Source organism: Micromonospora sp. NPDC049900 (assembly GCF_044461025.1).
Lineage (GTDB): Bacteria > Actinomycetota > Actinomycetes > Mycobacteriales > Micromonosporaceae > Micromonospora.
Window position 1 is genome coordinate 727,723 of sequence record NZ_JBITKM010000002.1, and the last position, 19,057, is coordinate 746,779.

General features: G+C 72.0%; 19 protein-coding genes. 6 read left to right on the forward strand and 13 right to left on the reverse strand.

Going from position 1 to position 19,057, the window contains the following annotated elements; translation table 11 throughout:
• Nucleotides 1-19 precede the first annotated feature (19 nt).
• Entirely contained in the window at nt 20-886 is an 867-nt protein-coding gene (locus tag ACIBMZ_RS07775; protein ID WP_396691770.1) for a 3-methyladenine DNA glycosylase, read from the forward strand.
• An 85-nt stretch (nt 887-971) separates the two neighbouring features.
• Here the strand turns inward: ACIBMZ_RS07775 and arfB are convergent, their stop codons facing one another.
• From arfB to ACIBMZ_RS07810, 7 genes are all read right to left on the reverse strand, one after another.
• Nucleotides 972-1,397: an alternative ribosome rescue aminoacyl-tRNA hydrolase ArfB gene (gene arfB, locus ACIBMZ_RS07780; RefSeq protein WP_396691771.1), complete on the reverse strand. Its 426-nt coding sequence runs from the start codon at nt 1,395-1,397 to the stop codon at nt 972-974.
• Nucleotides 1,398-1,421: 24 nt separating this feature from the next.
• A complete protein-coding gene (locus ACIBMZ_RS07785) occupies nt 1,422-1,700 on the reverse strand; it encodes a hypothetical protein (protein ID WP_396691772.1) in 279 nt (92 codons plus the stop codon).
• Between the two features lie 110 nt (nt 1,701-1,810).
• On the reverse strand, nt 1,811-2,665 hold the full coding sequence (locus tag ACIBMZ_RS07790) for a S1C family serine protease (protein ID WP_396691773.1): 855 nt from the start codon (nt 2,663-2,665) through the stop codon (nt 1,811-1,813).
• Between the two features lie 57 nt (nt 2,666-2,722).
• On the reverse strand, nt 2,723-3,682 hold the full coding sequence (locus tag ACIBMZ_RS07795; protein WP_396691774.1) for a VWA domain-containing protein: 960 nt from the start codon (nt 3,680-3,682) through the stop codon (nt 2,723-2,725).
• Entirely contained in the window at nt 3,679-4,695 is a 1,017-nt protein-coding gene (locus ACIBMZ_RS07800) for a DUF58 domain-containing protein (RefSeq protein WP_396691775.1), read from the reverse strand. Before ACIBMZ_RS07800 ends, ACIBMZ_RS07795 begins: the two co-directional genes overlap by 4 nt.
• A complete protein-coding gene (locus ACIBMZ_RS07805) occupies nt 4,695-5,747 on the reverse strand; it encodes an AAA family ATPase (RefSeq protein WP_396691776.1) in 1,053 nt (350 codons plus the stop codon). The genes ACIBMZ_RS07800 and ACIBMZ_RS07805 overlap by 1 nt, the downstream gene beginning before the upstream one ends.
• Before the next feature lie 185 nt (nt 5,748-5,932).
• Complete coding sequence (locus ACIBMZ_RS07810) at nt 5,933-6,427, reverse strand: hypothetical protein (RefSeq protein WP_396691777.1); 495 nt, start codon at nt 6,425-6,427, stop codon at nt 5,933-5,935.
• 383 nt (nt 6,428-6,810) lie between these two features.
• Between ACIBMZ_RS07810 and ACIBMZ_RS07815 the strand changes: the two genes are divergently transcribed.
• Nucleotides 6,811-7,806 carry an endonuclease/exonuclease/phosphatase family protein gene (locus ACIBMZ_RS07815; RefSeq protein WP_396691778.1) on the forward strand — a complete coding sequence of 332 codons (996 nt, stop codon included), beginning with the start codon at nt 6,811-6,813 and terminating at the stop codon, nt 7,804-7,806.
• 69 nt (nt 7,807-7,875) lie between these two features.
• On the opposite strand, the gene cimA is transcribed toward ACIBMZ_RS07815, so the two are convergent.
• Complete coding sequence (gene cimA / locus ACIBMZ_RS07820; protein WP_396691779.1) at nt 7,876-9,459, reverse strand: citramalate synthase; 1,584 nt, start codon at nt 9,457-9,459, stop codon at nt 7,876-7,878.
• 309 nt (nt 9,460-9,768) lie between these two features.
• On the opposite strand from cimA, the gene ACIBMZ_RS07825 reads away from it, so the two are divergent.
• Together ACIBMZ_RS07825 and ACIBMZ_RS07830 are read left to right on the forward strand one after the other, a co-directional pair.
• Nucleotides 9,769-10,281, forward strand: a complete 513-nt coding sequence (locus tag ACIBMZ_RS07825) for a PRC-barrel domain containing protein (RefSeq protein ID WP_396691780.1) — start codon at nt 9,769-9,771, stop codon at nt 10,279-10,281.
• 41 nt (nt 10,282-10,322) lie between these two features.
• Nucleotides 10,323-11,090: a tyrosine-protein phosphatase gene (locus ACIBMZ_RS07830; protein ID WP_396691908.1), complete on the forward strand. Its 768-nt coding sequence runs from the start codon at nt 10,323-10,325 to the stop codon at nt 11,088-11,090.
• A 129-nt stretch (nt 11,091-11,219) separates the two neighbouring features.
• On the opposite strand, the gene ACIBMZ_RS07835 is transcribed toward ACIBMZ_RS07830, so the two are convergent.
• Complete coding sequence (locus tag ACIBMZ_RS07835) at nt 11,220-12,317, reverse strand: branched-chain amino acid aminotransferase (RefSeq protein WP_396691781.1); 1,098 nt, start codon at nt 12,315-12,317, stop codon at nt 11,220-11,222.
• A gap of 242 nt (nt 12,318-12,559) precedes the next feature.
• Entirely contained in the window at nt 12,560-13,591 is a 1,032-nt protein-coding gene (locus tag ACIBMZ_RS07840) for a 3-isopropylmalate dehydrogenase (RefSeq protein WP_396691782.1), read from the reverse strand.
• A gap of 234 nt (nt 13,592-13,825) precedes the next feature.
• Here ACIBMZ_RS07840 and ACIBMZ_RS07845 point away from each other — a divergent pair, with 234 nt between their 5' ends.
• Nucleotides 13,826-14,671: an FAD:protein FMN transferase gene (locus ACIBMZ_RS07845; RefSeq protein ID WP_396691909.1), complete on the forward strand. Its 846-nt coding sequence runs from the start codon at nt 13,826-13,828 to the stop codon at nt 14,669-14,671.
• 351 nt (nt 14,672-15,022) lie between these two features.
• Nucleotides 15,023-15,382 (forward strand): hypothetical protein, encoded by a 360-nt coding sequence (locus ACIBMZ_RS07850; protein WP_396691783.1) that lies wholly within the window; start codon nt 15,023-15,025, stop codon nt 15,380-15,382.
• Between the two features lie 103 nt (nt 15,383-15,485).
• On the opposite strand, the gene serA is transcribed toward ACIBMZ_RS07850, so the two are convergent.
• The 3 genes from serA to ilvN all read right to left on the reverse strand — a co-directional run bounded on the left by serA (nt 15,486) and on the right by ilvN (nt 19,027).
• Nucleotides 15,486-17,084, reverse strand: a complete 1,599-nt coding sequence (gene serA / locus ACIBMZ_RS07855; protein ID WP_396691784.1) for a phosphoglycerate dehydrogenase — start codon at nt 17,082-17,084, stop codon at nt 15,486-15,488.
• Nucleotides 17,085-17,378: 294 nt separating this feature from the next.
• A complete protein-coding gene (gene ilvC, locus ACIBMZ_RS07860; RefSeq protein ID WP_396691785.1) occupies nt 17,379-18,392 on the reverse strand; it encodes a ketol-acid reductoisomerase in 1,014 nt (337 codons plus the stop codon).
• 119 nt (nt 18,393-18,511) lie between these two features.
• Nucleotides 18,512-19,027, reverse strand: a complete 516-nt coding sequence (ilvN, locus tag ACIBMZ_RS07865; protein WP_396691786.1) for an acetolactate synthase small subunit — start codon at nt 19,025-19,027, stop codon at nt 18,512-18,514.
• Nucleotides 19,028-19,057: the final 30 nt, after the last annotated feature.

Sequence of the window (19,057 nt, forward strand, 5' to 3'; positions counted from 1 at the left end):
GCGGTCGTACCCTGGGACGATGACCGCCGCCCTCGCTCCCGTCGTGCTCGACGTGGCCGACTGGCAGGCCCGTCGCCGCGCCCACGAGGAACGGGTGGACGGCTGGCTGACCGGGCACCTGGAGCGACGCCGTCGGGGTGAGAAGCATCCGGTGGAGGACTTCCTCTTCACCTACTACTCGTGTCGACCGGCGCAGTTGCGCCGGTGGCAGCCGGGCGCGGGGGTGCTGTTGCGCGGGGCGGACCCGGCCGACTTCGGCCCGGACCACCGGGAGGTCGACGGCGCGCTCACCCTCGATGTCCAGGCCGTCCTGGCGCGTCGTGCCGAGTCGGTGCGCTGGATCGCCGCCCTGCTGACAGCGACCGCGGGACGCCCCGCCCACCTGGGTTGTTTCGGGATGCACGAGTGGGCGATGGTCTACCGGCAGACCCAGGAGGAGGTCCGGCACCGCGCCTGGCCGCTGCGGCTGAGCCCGGAACGCACCGCCGAGGTCGTCGAGGAGCGGGGTGTACGGTGCAGCCACTTCGACGCGTACCGGTTCTTCACCGCGCCGGCCCGTCCGCTCAACGTGCTCCGGCCGACCCGCGACACGCAGCACGAGCACGAGCAGCCGGGCTGCCTGCACGCCAACATGGACCTCTACAAGTGGGCGTACAAGCTCTCCCCGCTCGTGCCGTCGGAACTGGTCGCCGACGCGTTCGCGCTGGCCCGGGACATCCGCACGCTGGACATGCGGGCCTCGCCGTACGATCTGGCGGCGCTCGGCTACCCGCCGGTGCGGGTGGAGACGCCGGAGGGGCGGGCCGCGTACGCCGGGGCGCAGCGGGAGTTCGCCGAGCGGGCCGGGGTTCTCCGCGACCGGCTGCTGGCGGCGATCCCTGTCTGACGCTCCACTACGGACAGTCATCTCGCGGCCGGAAGCACCGTGCCACCCGCTCGCCGTCAACTCGCCCCGTGATGCGCGGGCCGCGTCACTCGCCGTCCACCCGGCGGTCGCGTTTGCGCTGCGAGCGGCGCTTCTTCTCGGCGAGCCGACGCTCCTTGGCGGCCCGCGACGGGCGGGTCGGCCGGCGCGGCGGGGGCGGCGGCGCGACCGCCTCGCGCAGCAGTGCGGCGAGCCGCTCCCGGGCCGCCTCGCGGTTGGCGAGCTGCGCCCGGTGCTCGCTGGCGGCGACGGTCAGCACGCCGTCGACCAGCCGGCCGGCGAGCCGCTCCAGCGCCCGCGCCCGCAACGACTCCGGCAGGCTGGGCGACCCGGCCAGGTCGAAACTCAGCTCGACCCGCGAGTCGGTGGTGTTGACCCCCTGACCGCCGGGCCCGGACGACCGGGAGAACCGCTCCCGCAGCTCGGCTGCGGGGACACTCCACCGGTCGGTCACCCGCAGTCCGTCGTCCACGCACCGAGGCTAACGCGTCGGGCATCACTTCGGAGCGCTGCTCGGATTCGGCTCCGGCCGGTTCGACTCGTCGCCGCCGACCGCCGCGTACGCGACTGCACCGACCAGCAGCAGGGCGATCACGCCGACCTTCGTGGTAACCACCTTGATCAGCAGCCAGGCGGCGCGACGCGCGCCGGGCACGGTCTTCTTCGCCGCCTGGTAGTCGTTCCAGCCGCGCCGGGCCCGCGCGTACGACGACCCGACACCACTTCCGATGATGAGGCCCACCAGCAGGAGGACCGCGATGAGAGGACGCTCCACCCACGCCAGTATCCATACTCAGCGTAATATTTCCATTCTCCGATCACCGACCGCCAGAAATCCGACAGACCACGCATCCATTCGTAATTGGACAGTAGCCCTGAGTGACATCAGCCGCCCTTGCCGATGATCGTGTCGGCGGTCTGCTGCACCTGCTCGATCGGGATGGCGAACCCGATGCCGATCGAGCCGTTGCCGTCGATGGTGGCGATCGCGGTGTTCACCCCGACCACCTCACCCCGGGCGTTGACCAACGGGCCCCCGGAGTTGCCCGGGTTGATCGAGGCGTCGGTCTGCACCGCCCGGTGCCGGTTGTCGCCGAGCCGCACCTGGCGGTCCAGCGCGCTGACGATCCCCGCGGTGACCGTGCCCGGCAACCCCAGCGGCGAACCGACCGCCAGCACCGGCTCGCCCACCCGGGTCGATCCCGGCTTGGCCAACGGCAACGCCGTCAGCCCGGCGGACGACGGCACCCGGAGCACGGCGAGATCACTGCCCGGTTCCCGCCCCACCACCTCCGCCGCGAGCCGACGGCCGTCCGGCAGCTCGACGGTCACCTCGCCGCGCCCCTTGGCCAGGATGTGGTCGTTGGTGATGATGTGCTGCTCGGAGTCGACGGCGAACCCGGAGCCGGTCGCCGAGGCGCCGCCGGAGCCGCCCACCAGCACCGACACGACGCCGGGCACGGTCTTCTCGGCCGCGGTGACCAGCTCGGCCGGCACCGGCGCGGCGGAGGCCGCAGCCGGACCCGACACACCGTCACGACCAGCCACCCAGCCACCGGCCAACGCCCCCGACCCGGTGGACAGCGTGACCACCGCCAGCCCCGCCAGCAGCCGACGGCGCCAACTCCACTCCGCCCCGCCCCCACTCGGCCTGTCCGGTCCACCCCGCCCGTCCGGGCCGAGGTCCGGCGAGACGAACCACGGTCCGCGTGGCTCACCGAGTCCGGTCTGCACTGCCATTCGTACGCTCCTCACGTGTGGCGGCCGGGGTCGGTCCGGTCGGGTCGCCGGGTCGGGTCAGGGCAGGCGGGAGAACCACCGCATCGAGCCGTACGCCGCACCCATCGCGAACACCAGTCCGAGCCCGATGAACCGGGACGAGACGTCCTGCCGTACCTTGCGCCAGCCCACCGAGCTGCCGATGTCGTCGTAGACGGCCCGTAGCTCGTCGCTCGTCGCGGCCTCGTGGAAGACGCCCCCGGTCTGCTCGGCGACGGCCTGCAACGTCTCCCCGTCCACCGGCACCTGGATCGGTCGGCCGCCCCGGTCCACGAAGCCGCTCAGCGTGCCGAACGAGATCGTGTGCACCGGCACCTCGACCGCGACGGCGTCGGCGGCGGCCTCCATCGGGTCCATGCCCGAGGTGTTCGCGCCATCGGAGAGCAGGATGATCCGGGCCGGTGGCGGCTGGGTGGCGGCGGCCTCGTCCAACGCCTTCACCGCCCCCAGCGAGGTGCTGATCGCCTCGCCGATCGCGGTGCCCTGCACGCCGGTCACCCCTTCGGCGAGACGCTCGATGCCGTCGTGCAGGGACTCTCGGTCGGTGCTCGGCGGCACCAGCACCGCCGCGCTGCCGGCGAAGGCCACCAACCCGACGTTGAACTCGTCCGGCAGGCCGTCGACGAACCGGCGGGCGGCGCTCTTGGCCGCGGTGAGCCGGTCCGGTTCCACGTCACCGGCGAGCATCGAGGTGGACACGTCCACCGCCACCATCACGGTGGCCCGCTCCCGGGGCACCCGCACCTCGGCCGTGGGGCGGGCGAAACCCACCACCAGCAGGGCCAGCATGGCCAGGAAGAGGCCCGCCGGCAGGTGCCGACGCCAGGTCGGGCGCTTCGGCGCGACCCGGTCGAGCAGCCGCAGGTTCGTGAAGCGGACCGCGTACCGGCTGCGTCGCCGTTGCGCCACCAGGTAGGCGAGCGCCAGGGCCAGCACGCCGAGCAGGAGCCAGAGCCGGAGCGGTGACTGCCAGATCATGCCGCACCTCGCCGGTTCGGTCCGGCACCGGCGGCGGCCAGCCGACGTTGCGCGTGGACGTGCCGCACGATGTCGGCCGCCCAGTCCCGGTCGGTGCGCAGGCTCAGGTGGGTCGCACCGGATCGGCGTACCGCGTCGCGGACCTGCTCGCGCTGGGCGGCGGCGGCGGTCGCGTACCGCTCGCGCAGCCGTCGGTCGCCGGTCCACACCTCGCGCCGCTCGCCGGTCTCCGGGTCGGCCAGGGTGATCAGGCCGACATCCGGCAGCTCCAGCTCGCGCGGGTCGGTGATCTCCACCGCCAGCACCTGGTGCCGCACGGCCAGTTGACGCAGCGGGCGTTCCCAGGTGGCCGGCAGCCGGGGATCGTCGGGCAGGCCGTCGAGGAAGTCGGAGACCACCACCACCAGGCCACGCCGGTGGGCCACCCGGTGCACCCCCGCCACCGCGTCGGACAGGTCGGCCGCGCCCGGCGACAGCCCACCCGGCCCGTCGTGGCCGCCCACCCGGGGCTCGGCCAGCAGCCCGCGCAACAGCCCGAGCAGATGGGTACGCCCACCGCGCGGCGGCAGCCGACGCAGCCCGGAGGTGGTGAGCACCTGGGCGCCGAGCCGGTTGCCCGGGCCGGTGGTGAGGAACCCGACGGTGGCGACCGCAGCGACCGCCAGTTCCCGTTTGTCCAGCGCGGCGGTGCCGTACTCCATGCTGGGGGTGGCGTCCACCAGCAGCCAGGTGGTCAGTTCCCGGTCGGCGTCCACCTGCCGGACGTGCGGCACGGTGGTCCGGGCGGTCACCGACCAGTCCATCCGGCGTACCTCGTCCTCGCCGGGCCGGTACTCCCGGCTGCCGGCGGGTTCGCTTCCCGGGCCGGGCAGCAGGCCCCGGTGCTCGCCGTGCAGCATCCCGTCGAGACGGCGGGTGACGGTCAGCTCCAGCCGACGCAGCCGCTGGTCGGGAGTCAGGTCGGCGAGCACCGGATCAGCCGGTACGGGCACCGGCGCGGACCGGCGGGCCATCAGGCGGCGGCCAGGTCGGGGGTGTACTCGGGCTGGCCGGTGGCCGCCACCCGGGGCAGCGGGACCACCTCGATCAGGCGACGTACGACCGCCTCGGCGGTCACCCCGTCGGCGACCGCGTCGAAGGAGAGCACCAGCCGGTGCGAGAGCACGTCGCCCGCGAGTTCCCGGACGTCCTCGGGCAGCACGTACTCCCGGCCGCGCAGGAGCGCCTGGGCCCGCGCGGCGGCGACCAGGCCGAGCGTGGCGCGCGGGCTGGCGCCGTACGCCAGCAGCGGGGCGATCTCCGGCAGCCCGAACCGGATCGGGTCCCGGGTGGCGAGGATGAGCCGGACCACGTACTCGGCGATGGCGTGGTGCACGAAGACCTGCGCGGCCTGCCGCTGGTAGGCGCGCAACCGGTCCGGGTCGAGCACCGGGTGCGCCCGGGGGCGGTCGGCGCTCATCCGGTAGAGGATGGCCAGTTCGTCGGCACCGTCCGGGTAGTCGACCAGGATCTTCATCAGGAAGCGGTCACGCTGCGCCTCCGGGAGCTGGTAGACCCCCTCCGACTCGATCGGGTTCTGGGTGGCCAGCACGAGGAACGGCTCCGGCACCCGGTAGCTGCGTCCGCCGATCGACACCTGGCGCTCGGCCATCGCCTCCAGCAGCGCGGACTGCACCTTGGCCGGGGCCCGGTTGATCTCGTCCGCGAGGACCAGGTTGGCCATGATCGGCCCGAGTTCGACGTCGAAGCTCTCCTTCGACGCCCGGTAGATGCGGGTGCCGACGATGTCCGAGGGGACGAGGTCGGGGGTGAACTGGATCCGGGAGAAGCTGCCGCCCACGACCGTGGCGAGGGTCTGTGCGGCGAGGGTCTTGGCCACTCCCGGGACGCCCTCCAGGAGGCAGTGCCCGTCGGCGACCAGCGCGATGAGCAGGCGCTCGACGAGGCGGTCCTGCCCGACGATCACGCGTTTGACCTCGAAGAGCGTCTGGTCCAGCTCGGCAGCGCTCGCGTCCGGATCGACCGGGGTGGGCAGGCTGGCCATGGTGTCCGAGATGTCCGTCACGGTGCTTGCTTCCCGAACGGCGCCTCGGACAAACGTCGGAATTACCGGACGTAGTAGCACCAGACCAGCCCAGCGCTACCGCTACCACGTGGACCATCCCGGACCACCCGAAAGGGGCCGGTCGGCACACAACGGCACCGGCCCCCACCCGTCCGTTCGGGTGGGGGCCGGTGATCGGGCCACGCTCAGTGGTGCACGAACAGGAAGAACGGCAGGTCGACGGCGACACCGGCGGAGTTGCGCGTCTGGATGAACACCCCGTTCGGGGTGAGCAGCCGGGGTGCCACCGAGACCTCCCCGGCGGGCGGGATGCAGCAGGAGCCCGCTTGGCCGATCGTCGCCACGTAGATGCCCGTGGTGACGCTGCTGCCGAACTGCACCTCGTACTGGCCGACGCCGTACTTGATCACGACCCCGTCGCCGCGGGCCTTGGTGCCGTTGGCGTTGACCGCCGTCGCGTACCCGGAGGCGCTGGCGGCGGCGACCTCGCCCTTGGACAGCAGGGCCCGGGCGCTGTTCATCGAGGCGGTGGTGACCGCCGGCTGCTGCGCGGCGGCACGGGCGGTGGGCTGGTTGCCCGCCACGGTGGGCTTCGCCGCGGCGATACCACCGCCGGCGAGGGCCAGTGCCAGGGCCGCGATCGACACCGCGGCCGCTTTCCGTCGGAAAAATCTGGTCATGACAGGTCTCCCTTGGTGACCGTGGGGATACGCCGACCCGCGACACGCGGGGCGGATGTTGCCTATTTCCAAGTCGGGCCGCAATGGCTTCCGAAGGCCGGACGCGCCATTTTTTTTCGATCCCGCAAACGGCTGCACTCGATGACCCACATGCACTCTGAGCTGGGAATATCTCCCCGATCGCAACCACCCGACCAGCAGGAACGTAACACCGGAAAATACTGCCGGTCAATAACCCTTCACCCTTTTCGGCGATGTCGGATCATCGCCACGAAATGTGAGAGACGCATTCACGAATCGGGCGTGAGAATTGTTCGGCGGGTCGCGTACGCACCGGATCTCGACCGACCGCCGATCGGCGGGCGACGGCTACCCTGCCTGCTGTGACGATCACTTTCGGCCGGTCTGCGGCGCTGTCCGGGCGTACCGTGCTCTGCTGGCTCGCCGTCGCCCCCGGGGCCGGATGGGCGGTGGTCCGGCTGGCCGGCCTGGACCGGGGACCGCTGGTGCAGATGCTGGCCTTCACGCCGTACGCGCTGCTCGGCAGCCTGATCCCGCTGGTGCTCGCGGTCGCGCTGCGGCGCCGCTGGCCGGCGGCGGTCGCGGCGGTGACCACGGTGGCGCTGCTCGCGGCGGTCGTCCCCCGCGCGCTGCCCGCGCCGCAGCCGACAGTCGACGGGCCGGAGCTCCGCGTACTCACCGCCAACCTGCTGGCCGGTGCCGCCGACCCACGGGCGGTGGTCGCGCTGGTCCGCGACGCGCGGGTGGACGTGCTGGTGGTGCAGGAGTTCACGCCGCAGGCCCGGACCGAACTGGATCGGCTGGGCCTGACCGACCTGCTCCCCCACCGGCAGCTCAACCCGATGGACGGCACCCCGGGATCCGGGCTCTACGCCCGTCACCCGATCGGCGACGGCGGGGTCCGGCAGCTCCGTGGCGGATGGAGCTTCACGCAGGCGTACGCGACGGTGGCGGTGCCCGGGGCGCCGACCGTCCGCGTCGAGTCGGTCCACCCGGCGGCCCCGTACGCGGTGGACCAGGTGCCCGGCTGGCGCGCTGACCTGGCGGCCCAACCGGCGGCCACCCCGGACGGACCGCTGGGCATCCTCGCCGGTGACTTCAACGCCACCCTCGACCACGGTCCGCTGCGTGCCCTGCTGCGCACCGGGTACGTCGACGCCGCCGCCTCGGTGGGCGCCGGACTCACCGGCACCTGGGGACCGTACGACGGCGACCCCATCCCCCCGGTCGTGATCGACCACGTGCTGGTCGACCGCCGGATCGCGGTACGCGCCGTGGAGGTGCACCCGCTACCCGGCAGCGACCACCGGATGGTCCTCGCCGACCTGCGCCTGCCCTCCGCACCGCACCGGATGTGAGGTAAGGAAGGGACCCCCTTAGTGCTCCAGGCGTTAGTAGGGGTCCCTTCCTTACCTCCGCGCCCGGTGCTATACGCGGGCCCGGTCGAGGCCGTACGTCAGCGCGTCGACCAGGGCGTGCCAGCTCGCCTCGACCACGTTGGGGTGCACGCCGACGGTGGTCCAGCCACCGCCCCGGCTGTCGGCGGTCTCCACCAGTACCCGGGTGACCGCGCCGGTGCCGTGGCTGCCCTCCAGGATGCGGACCTTGTAGTCGGCCAGCTCGAAGTTGCGCAACTCCGGGTAGTGCCGCCCGAGGCCGACGCGCAGCGCCTCGTCGAGCGCGTTGACCGGGCCGTTGCCCTCGGCGGTGGCGATCACCCGCTCGCCGCGTACCCGGATCTTGACGGTCGCCTCGGAGACCACCGCGCCGTCCTCGCGGTGCTCGACCAGCACCCGGTACGACTCCAGCGCGAACGGCCGGGCCGGGGCCGCGTCCGGCAGTTCGGAGCGGACCAGCAGCTCGAACGAGGCGTCGGCGGCCTCGAAGGACCAGCCACCGGCCTCCAGTTCCTTGACCCGGTTGGTGACCCGGGACAGCGTCTCCGGATGGCCGGCCAGATCCAGCCCCAGCTCACGACTCTTGAGCTCGATGCTGGCCCGGCCGGCCATCTCGGTGACCAGGATCCGCATGTCGTTGCCCACCACCGCGGGTTCGACGTGGTTGTAGAGCAGCGGATCCACCTTGATCGCACTCGCGTGCAGCCCCGCCTTGTGGGCAAAGGCGGCGGCCCCGGCGTACGCCTGGTGGGTGTCGGGGGCGATGTTGGCGATCTCGGCGATGGCGTGGGAGACCCGCACCATCTGCTCCAGGCAGCCCTCCGGTAGGACCGGCAGCCCGAGCTTGAGTTGGAGGTTCGCCGCGACGGCGAAGATGTCGGCGTTGCCCGGCCGCTCGCCGTACCCGTTGGCGGTGCCCTGCACGTGCCGGACGCCCGCCTCGACGGCGGCGATGGTGTTGGCCACCGCGCAGCCGGTGTCGTTCTGCGCGTGCATTCCGAGCACCTCGGGCGCGACACCGATCCGGTCGGTGAGGTCGGAGATGGCCGCGGTGACCCAGGAGGGCAGCATCCCGCCGTTGGTGTCGCAGAGCACGAACCGCTCCGCGCCGGCCGCCAGCGCCGTCTCCACCACCGACGCGGTGTACGCCGGGTCGTGGCGGTAGCCGTCGTAGAAGTGCTCGCCGTCGACGAAGACCCGCCGTCCCTCGGCGACCAGGTGCGTCACCGTGTCGTGGATCATCGCCAGGTTCTCCTTGGCGGTGGTCCGCAGCGCCCGCTCGACGTGCCGCAGGTCGGCCTTGGCGACCAGGGCGATCGCCGGGGTCTGCGCGTCGAGCAGGCCACGCACCTGCGGGTCGTCGGCGGCGACCGCCCCGGCCCGGCGGGTGGCTCCGAAGGCGACCAGCACCGCGTGTTTGAGGTCGAGTTCGGTACGCGCCCGGCGGAAGAACTCGGTGTCCTTCGGCACCGCACCCGGCCACCCGCCCTCGATGAAGCCGACGCCGAACTCGTCGAGCAGCCGGGCCACCGCGAGCTTGTCGACCACCGAGTAGCTGACCCCCTCGCGCTGGGCACCGTCGCGCAGGGTCGTGTCGTAGACCTGGAACGTCATGGGGAGGATCCCTTCGTACAGGCACCGGCCGACGCAACAAAAAGACCCCCCGCGGATGCGGGAGGTCTGCGCGCTCGGCAGAGGGAAAGCCGGCGCGCTAGTTGCCAATAATGAGGGCGGTGCTGGTCACGGTGGGTACTCTGCCACTCTCGGACAGCCTGTGGGAGGGGCAATCCACATACCGGGACGGGACATCGAGGTGGATTCCCCGCAGCGGGTGTAGAAGACGTCGCGCCGGGTACGTGTCTCCGGGACAGCGAACCCCTTCCTCCGAGGACGACTGGTCACAGTCGGGGCAGGAGAGATCCCATGGACAGGCTCAACCCGGACAGCACGCACGCCACGCCCGACCCGGGGCTGCACGGCACCCAGTCCGACCCGACGCTGCGCGCGGTGTCGAGCGAGGACGTCACCATCCAGGGCGACCAGGGCACGGTGCCCGGCGGTGCCCCCGCCGGCGCCTTCGACCCGTGGACCTACCGGGACGAGGCCGGAGTGGCCGGCGCCAACCTGGTCGGCTACAAGGTCGAGGCCACCGACGGGTCGATCGGCAAGATCGACAGCAACAGCGCCGAGATCAACGCGAGCTACCTGGTGGTCGACACCGGGCCGTGGATCTTCGGCAAGAAGGTCATGCTGCCCGCCGGCACCGTCAACCACGTCGACCACGACGAGCAGAAGGTCTACGTCGACCGCGAGAAGGACCAGATCAAGGCCGCTCCCGAGTACGACGAGACGGCCACCGACCCGGCGTACCGGGACAAGCTCGGCGGCTACTACAACGACACGTACGCGGCCACTCCGCCCGGTCCGCTGCGCTGACAACTGCCCCGCGTGGGCGTACGGCCTGACGGCCGGTGGGCATCCGCCCGCCGGCCGTCTACCGTGACAGGGTGGACGCCATCGAGGTCAACCGCAGGATCCCGTTCACCACGACGTTCAACTTCCGGGACGTCGGCGGCTACCGGGGACACGACGGCCGCACCGTACGCACCGGCCGGCTCTACCGCTCCGACTCGCTGCACCGCATCGACGACGGCGACCGGGAGGCCTTCGCGGCTCTCGGTGTCCGCACCGTCATCGACCTGCGTCGACCGCACGAGGTCGAGCGGGACGGCCGGGTCCCCGACTTCGACGGGCTGACCTACCGCAACATCCACCCCGAGCACGCGGAGTGGGCCGGGCTGTACGAGTCCCACACCGACCTGGCCCGCTACCTCGCCGACCGGTACGCCGACCTGGCCCGGACCGGCACGGCCGGGGTGGCCGAGGCGATCGGCCTGATCGCGGACGCCGCCAACAGCCCGGTGGTGGTGCACTGCGTGGCCGGCAAGGACCGCACCGGCATCGTCTGCGGGCTGACCCTCGCCGTGCTCGGCGTCGACGACGAGGAGATCGCGTCGGACTACGCGCTGAGCACCGAGGCATCGCAACGGTTCGGCGAGTGGATCGCCGCCACCCTGCCGGACGCCGCGCCACTGCCGGCACCGTTCCTGTCCTCGCCGGCCGAGGCGATGCTGCTGTTCCTCAGCGAGATCCGGGCGGGTCACGGCTCGGTCGAGGACTACCTGCGGCACGCCGGGGTCACCGACGAACAGCTCGCCGCCCTGCGCACCCACCTGCTCGCCTGAGCGAGCGCACCCCGACGCCGCCGCCGCGCCCGTGGCGCTGCGGTATTCGGATGTAAGAAAGGGTCCCCTGCTATGCCGTAGGCGTTAGCAGGGGACCCTTCCTTGCATCTCAGAGCATCTCAGTGCGCCTCAGAGCACGCGGTGGACCCAACCGGCCGGGTCGACGCCCTTGCCGCGCTGGATGTCGACGAGCTGCTGACGCAGGCCCATGGTCACCGTGCCGGGCTCACCGCCGCCGACGGCGAACTCCCCGTCGGGGAACCGCACCACGCCGATCGGCGTGATCACCGCCGCCGTACCGCAGGCGAAGACCTCGCGCAGTCGACCGCTGGCGGCGTCGGCCCGCCACTCGTCGAAGGTCACCGGACGCTCCTCGACCCGGTGTCCGGCCGCCTCGGCGAGCATGATCACCGACTCCCGGGTGATGCCGGGCAGGATGGTGCCGGTCAGCGGCGGGGTGGCCACCGAGCCGTCGTCGTAGACGAAGAAGACGTTCATGCCGCCGAGTTCGTCGACGTACTTGCGCTCCACCGCGTCCAGGAAGACCACCTGGTCGCAGCCGTGCTCGATGGCCTGTGCCTGGGCGGCCAGCGAGGCGGCGTAGTTGCCGCCGCACTTGGCTGCGCCGGTGCCACCGGGACCGGCCCGGGTGTAGTCGGGCGAGACCCAGACCGTCACCGGCTTGACCCCGCCGGAGAAGTACGCCCCCACCGGCGAGGCGATCACCGAGTAGAGGTACTCGTTGGCTGGCCGGACACCGAGGAAGACCTCGCTGGCGAACATGAACGGCCGCAGGTAGAGGCTGCCGTCCTCGCCCTCCGGAATCCACTCGCGGTCGATCTCGATCAGCCGGTGCAACGAGTCGACGAAGGTCTCCTCGGGCAGCGTCGGCATCGCCATCCGGGTCGCCGAGACGTTGAACCGGGCCGCGTTGGCGTACGGGCGGAACATCGTCACCCCGCCGTCCGCGGCGCGGTACGCCTTCATCCCCTCGAAGATCTCCTGCGCGTAGTGCAGCACGGCGCTGGCCGGATCCATCGGGATCGGTGCCCGCGCCTCGACGCGGGCGTCGTACCAGCCCTTGCCCTCGGCGTAGCGGACAGTGATCATGTGGTCGGTGAACACCCGACCGAATCCGGGGTTGGCCAGCAGCGCGGCCCGATCGGCGGCGGATACCGGCGCGGGATTCGGACGGATCTCGAAGTCGAGCTTGTCACCACCGCTCATTGCGCTGACCTCCCTGGGGGACGACGACATGCGCCGACCGCATGCCGGAAAACTTTTGTGCCAGAAACTTACCCCGAACGGTCGTTCAGCGGGTAGGTCGACCGACGGATAGCAAGCCGACAACCGGTACGGAGCCCACGGAACGCGCTGATCGACGCGGGGCCGGGCCGAGGTCCGGGAATTCGCCCGGCGCGCACCTCGAACGCCTCGTCACCGGGATCACCGGGGACGCAGCGGCAACCTCAGGCGGCTACCTGGGCGGCGATCCGGTCGCCTACCTCGGCCGTACGCAGGGTTACGTCCGGGCCCCGGGCGGCCAGTTCCGCGCTGACCGCGGCGGTGATCCGGGCGGCGGCGTCGGCATGCCCGAGCTGGTCGAGCAGCAGGGCGCCGGAGAGCACGGCGGCGACCGGGTCGGCCACGCCACGGCCGGCGATGTCCGGCGCGGAGCCGTGCACCGGCTCGAACATCGACGGGTACGTCCCGTCCGGGTTGATGCTGCCGCTGGCGGCCAGGCCGATGCCGCCGGTGACCGCGGCGGCGATGTCGGTGAGGATGTCACCGAAGAGGTTGTCGGTGACCACCACGTCGTACCGCTGCGGCTGGGTGACCAGGAACATCGCGGCGGCGTCGACGTGCTGGTACTCGGTGGTGACGTCCGGGTGCTCGGCGGCCACCGCCTCGAAGGTGCGGGCCCACAACGATCCGGCGTGGGTGAGCACGTTGGTCTTGTGCACCAGCGTCACCTTGCGCCGCTCGCGCCGACGGGCGCGGGCGAAGGCGTCCCGGACCACCCGCTCCACCCCGTGCCGCGTGTTCAGGCTCTCCTCGGTGGCGATCTCCGCCGGGGTGCCCCGGTGCAGCGCGCCACCGGCACCGGCGTAGAGACCCTCGGTGCCCTCACGGACGACCACCAGGTCCACCTCGCCGGACTTGACGGTGGCCAGCGGGCTGGCCACGCCCGGCCACAGGCGCGACGGGCGGAGGTTGACGTACTGGTCGAAGGCGAAACGCAGCTTGAGCAACAGGCCCCGCTCCAGCACGCCGGGCGGGACGGTCGGGTCGCCGACCGCGCCGAGCAGGATCGCGTCGTGCTCGGCCAGCTCGGCCAGCACCGAGTCGGGCAGCACCTCGCCGGTGCGGTGGTAACGTGCCGCGCCGAGGTCGTACTCGGTCGCCTCGACGCCGGGCAGCACCGCGTCGATGACCTTGCGGGCCTCCGCGACCACCTCGGGTCCGATCCCGTCCCCGGCCACCACCGCGATCCGTGCCACCGTCAGCTCCTTCGCTCGTATCGGGTCGACCGTACGCTGCCGTCCCGCCTCCCGGTACGACTGTTCCACTTTTCGGGAAATCTCCGATCCTCGGGATATCTCCGACGCACAGCACCTTCCCAGGAGGCATTCATGGGGCGGTCATGTCCGCTGCCTACGGTGATCTCCAACGGGCCACCGGGTCCGGACGGTCGGCGTAACGGCGCGGCGGACGTCGAGGAAGGGGCGGACACGATGTGGACCGACGAGCAGCCAAGGACCCGCTGGATCGACCCGTCGGTCTTCCGCTACCGCCGGCCCGACCTGCGGCTGGGCACCCGCGATCCCAAGCCGGACCGCACCGGCACGGTGGCCGGTGACCGGATCGCCGTCACGCACACCGTCCGCACCTCGACCGCGGAGTACCGCCTGCTGCTGAACGCCCCCGAGTGGCTCGGCCGCCGAGGCGTCGGCGAAGCGCTGCGGGACGCCGTCGCCGAGCTACGCGCCATCGACCTGACCTACAGCCCGCACCGACCGGAGAGCCTGGTGTCCCGGCTGCGTCGGGGCGAGATCAGCGCCGAGTCGTACCCGCCGCTGGCGGAGCTGGTCGACCGGTGCGCGGCCATGCGGGCCGCCACGGACGGCTGGTTCGACGCCTGGGCGGTGCCCGGCGGGTTCGACCCGGGCGGCCTGCTCGGCGGATGGGCGGTCGAGCGGGCGGCAGCCCGCCTGCGCGCCGCCGGCATCCACGACTACGCCGTGCTCGCCGGAGCCGACCTGGTGGTACGCGGCAACGCCGCGCACGGCGGGCCGTGGCGGATCGCGGTGCACCACCCGACCGACCGGCGCCGGGCACCGCTGGTGCTGGAGATGACGGCGGGCGCGATCGGCACCTCGGGGGTGACCGGACGGCAGGGGCACGTGGTGGATCCGCACACCGGCGAGCCGGCCGACGAACTGGTCGCCGCCACGGTGGTCGGCCCGGACCTCTCGGTGGCCGACGCGTACGCCACCGCCCTGTACGCCGCCGGGTCGGCCGGACTCGCCTGGTTCCGCGCCGATTCGGACTACCACGCGTTGTCCGCCACCCGGCGCTGAGCGGCCGGGCAGGCCCCACATCGGCCCGGGGCGGGAGCGTCGAGTGTGGGCGACAGCAGCGATCGGCCTCCACGGCCGCGGCAACGACCGTGGAGGCCGGTCGGCGACGAATGCGCATGGCTCACGCAATCGAGGGGTGCGGGCCGGTCGGCCGGACGTCGACCTCGCCACCCGAAGACGGGCCGCTGCCACGAACTCGGCCGGTAACCGCCCCCGTACGCTATCGAATTGACGTGATTCGCGGCAAGGGCTCCACAGGGGAGCATCTGGAATGGTTCCAGCGGCACGCTGAACGCATTTGCAACCGGGCCGTTTTCGACAAGGTGCACATCGGATGGCACGCTGTCCGCCGTGAGTTTCGATCTGAGCGTGTGGGCCCTGCCGGACGGGGCGACGCCCGAGGACGTACGAGCGGCGGTGCAGCAGTGCCGGAACGGCCGGCACGGCGAACGCCAACCGGACCCACGGGTGGTGGCCTTCTACCGGGCGATCACCGCCAGCTACCCCGACCGGCCGAACGGCCGACCGACGCCCTGGGCGGCGATGCCGCTGCACGCGGCGGCCGACCACGTGGAGATGAACCTGGATCCGGGCTGCCCCGACCAGGTCCTGCTGGACATCGAGCGGCTGGCCGGCGAATACCGGCTGATGCTGTTCGACGCACAGGACGGCTCGGTCTACCCGCCGCCGGCCGTCCGGCTGCCCGGCTGACCGCGCCGCCCGGCCGCGCACCGACACCCGTCGGTCCCTTCGGGTGACGGTGACACGACGAGGGGCCCGGCCGACGGCCGGGCCCCTGTCGGTCGTGTGTGGACTACTCGTCGCGCAGGTCCGCCGCGCTGGCCGCGGTCGCGCCGATCGAGTCGGCGGCCGAGGTGAGCAGCTCGGCACCGAGCGCCTGGTCGACGGTGAGGGTCATCAGCGTCTCGCCGCCCGCCTCCCGACGGGCCACCTGCATCGCGGCGATGTTGATGCCGGCCTCGCCGAGCAGGGTGCCGACGGTGCCGACCACGCCCGGACGGTCGGCGTACCGGAGGAACAGCAGGATGCCCTCCGCACCGATCTCCACGTCGAAGCCGTCCACCTCGGTCAGCTTGATGACGTCCCGGGTGCCGGCGTGGGTCACCGTGCCGGAGACGCTCACCGTACGGCCGTCGGGCAGCGCGCCGCGGACGGTGACCAGGACCGGGTGCTCGACGGTTTCGGTCTGGGTGGTCAGCGACACCTCCACACCGCGCTGGGCGGCCAGGTGCGGCGCGTTGACGTAGGTGACCTGCTCCTCCACCACCGAGCTGAACAGACCCTTGGTGGCGGCGAGCTTGAGCACGGTGACGTCGTGGTCGACGATCTCGCCGCGCACCTCGACGGTGACGCTGGCGGCGATCCCCCCGGCGACCGCGGTGAAGGCCCGGCCGAGCTTCTCGGCCAGTGGCAGCAGCGGGCGTACGTCCTCGGCGACCACGCCGCCGGCCTGCACGTTGACCGCGTCCGGCACGAACTCGCCCTGCAGGGCCAGCTTGACGCTCTTGGCCACGGCCAGACCGGCCTTGTCCTGCGCCTCGGCGGTGGAGGCGCCCAGGTGCGGGGTGGCCACCACGTTGTCGAAGGCGAACAACGGCGAGGAGGTGCACGGCTCCTTCGCGTACACGTCCACCCCGGCGCCCGCGACCCGGCCCTCGGCCAGCGCGTCGGCCAGCGCCTGCTCGTCGACCAGGCCGCCCCGGGCGGCGTTGACGATCCGCACGCCCGGCTTGACGATGGACAGCTCCTTCTCACCGATCAGGCCCACGGTCTCCGGGGTCTTCGGCAGGTGGATGGAGATGAAGTCGCTCTCCCGCAGCAACTCCTCCAGCCCGACCAGACGTACGCCGAGCTGCGCGGCGCGAGCCGGCTGGATGTACGGGTCGTACGCGATCAGGCGGGTGCCGAAGGCGGCGATGCGCTGCGCGAACAGCACGCCGATGCGGCCCAGGCCGACGACGCCGACGGTCTTGCCCTGCATCTCCACGCCGGTGTACTTGGACCGCTTCCACTCCCCCGCCTTGAGCGCGGCGCTGGCGCTGGCGGTGTTCCGGGCGACCGCGAGCAGCAGCGCGACGGCCTGCTCGGCGGCGGAGACGATGTTGGAGGTGGGGGCGTTGACGACCATGACACCCCGCGCGGTGGCGGCGGGCACCTCGACGTTGTCCAGACCCACCCCGGCCCGGGCCACGACCTTGAGTCGCCCAGCGGCGGCGATCGCCTCGGCGTCGATCTGGGTGGCACTACGGACGATCACGGCGTGGGCCTCGGAGAGCGCCGAGAGCAGGGCCGGGCGGTCGGTGCCGTCGACGTGCCGGACGTCGAAGTCGTGGGCGAGCACCTCGATGGCGGCGGGGGCGAGTTCTTCGGCGATCAGTACGACAGGAGTCATTGGTCCTCGTAGATGTCGTCAGAGCGGTCGGCCGGTGCGGGGACGCTTCGCTGCGCCCGGCGCGGGCGGGGCCATGGCCGTCAGGTGCCGCCTGGAGCACCTACCCGCGATCGTAGGGGGCGGGTAGGCCGGCGTGCCCCGGACTACGGGGTGAGTGCCCTCACAAACCGGACGTGACGTGCGTGTTAACGATCGTTAGCCACCTCGGTGAACAGCACGGCACCCGATCCCGACGTCGGGGAGAACGTCGGGACCGGGTGCCGTCGGTGAGAGTGCTCTCAGGTGGCCGAGATCTCAGGCCGTCTCGGTGATCGGCCGGTCGACCCAGCTCATCATGCCGCGCAGCTTGGCGCCGGTCTCCTCGATCGGGTGCGCCGCGCCCTCCGCCTGCCACTTGCCGAAGTTGGGGCGGCCGGCCTCGTCCTCGGCGACCCACTCGCGGGCGAACTCGCCGTTCTGGATCTCGCCGAGGATCTTGCGCATCTCCTCCTTGACCCGGCCGTCGATGACCCGCGGGCCCCGGGACAGGTCGCCGTACTCGGCGGTGTCGGAGACGCTGTACCGCATCCGGGCGATACCGCCCTCGTACATCAGGTCGACGATGAGCTTCAGCTCGTGCAGGCACTCGAAGTAGGCCACCTCGGGGGCGTACCCGGCCTCGGTGAGCACCTCGAAACCGGTCTGCACCAGCGCCGCGGCACCGCCGCAGAGCACCGCCTGCTCACCGAAGAGGTCGGTCTCGGTCTCCTCCTTGAAGGAGGTCTTGATCGCGCCCGCCCGGGTGCCACCGATGCCCTTGGCGTACGACAGGGCCAGCGCGAGCGCGCTGCCGCTGGCGTCCTGCTCGACGGCGACCAGGCAGGGCACGCCCTTGCCGTCGGCGTACTGCCGGCGGACCAGGTGACCGGGGCCCTTCGGGGCGACCATCGCCACGTCCACCTCGGCCGGCGGCGTGATCAGGCCGTACCGGATGTTGAAGCCGTGCCCGAAGAACAGCGCCTTGCCGGCGCTGAGGTTCGGCGCGATCGACTCGGCGTAGATGTGCCGCTGCGCGGTGTCCGGCGCCAGCACCATGATCACGTCGGCCTCGGCAGCCGCCTCGGCCGGGGTGAGGACCCGCAGGCCCTGCTCCTCCGCCTTGGCCCGGCTCTTCGAGCCCTCCTTCAGACCGACCACCACGTCGACACCCGAGTCGCGCAGCGACAACGCGTGGGCGTGGCCCTGGCTGCCGTACCCGATCACGGCGACCTTCTTCGACTGGATCAGGCCCAGGTCGGCGTCGTCGTCGTAGTACACCTCAACGCTCATGACTTCCCTTTCGTACGGCGGCCGCAGTGGCCCGTCGTGGCTTCGTGGTTGCCGCGGCCGGAGGAGCCGGGCCGGCGGTTAGGTTCGGAGGGCCCGCGCGACGGGCCGACGGTCTCGGGTCAGGCGGCCCGCAGCGCGGGGCCGGCGGTGATGGCGCGCGAGCCGCGGCCGATCGCCACCAGACCCGACTGCACCATCTCCTTGATCCCGAAGGGTTCGAGGTCGCGCAGCAGCGCGTCGAGTTTGTCCGGCGTGCCGGTGGCCTCGACGGTGAGCGTGTCGGAGGCCACGTCGACCACCCGGGCCCGGAACAGGTTGACCGTCTCCAGGACCTGGGCGCGGGCGCTGCGGTCGGCGCGCACCTTCACCAGCAGCAGCTCGCGCGCCACCGACGTCGACGGGTCCAACTCGACGATCTTGAGCACGTTGACCAGCTTGTTGAGCTGCTTGGTGACCTGCTCCAGCGGGGACGACTCGGCGTTGACCACGATGGTGATCCGGGAGACGTCCGGGTTCTCGGTCTCACCGACGGCGAGACTGTCGATGTTGAACCCCCGCCGGGAGAACAGCCCGGAGACCCGGGCGAGCACGCCCGGCTTGTTCTCCACCAACACGGAGAGCGTGTGCATGGTCATGCCACGACCTCGCTGCGCTCGATGATTCGT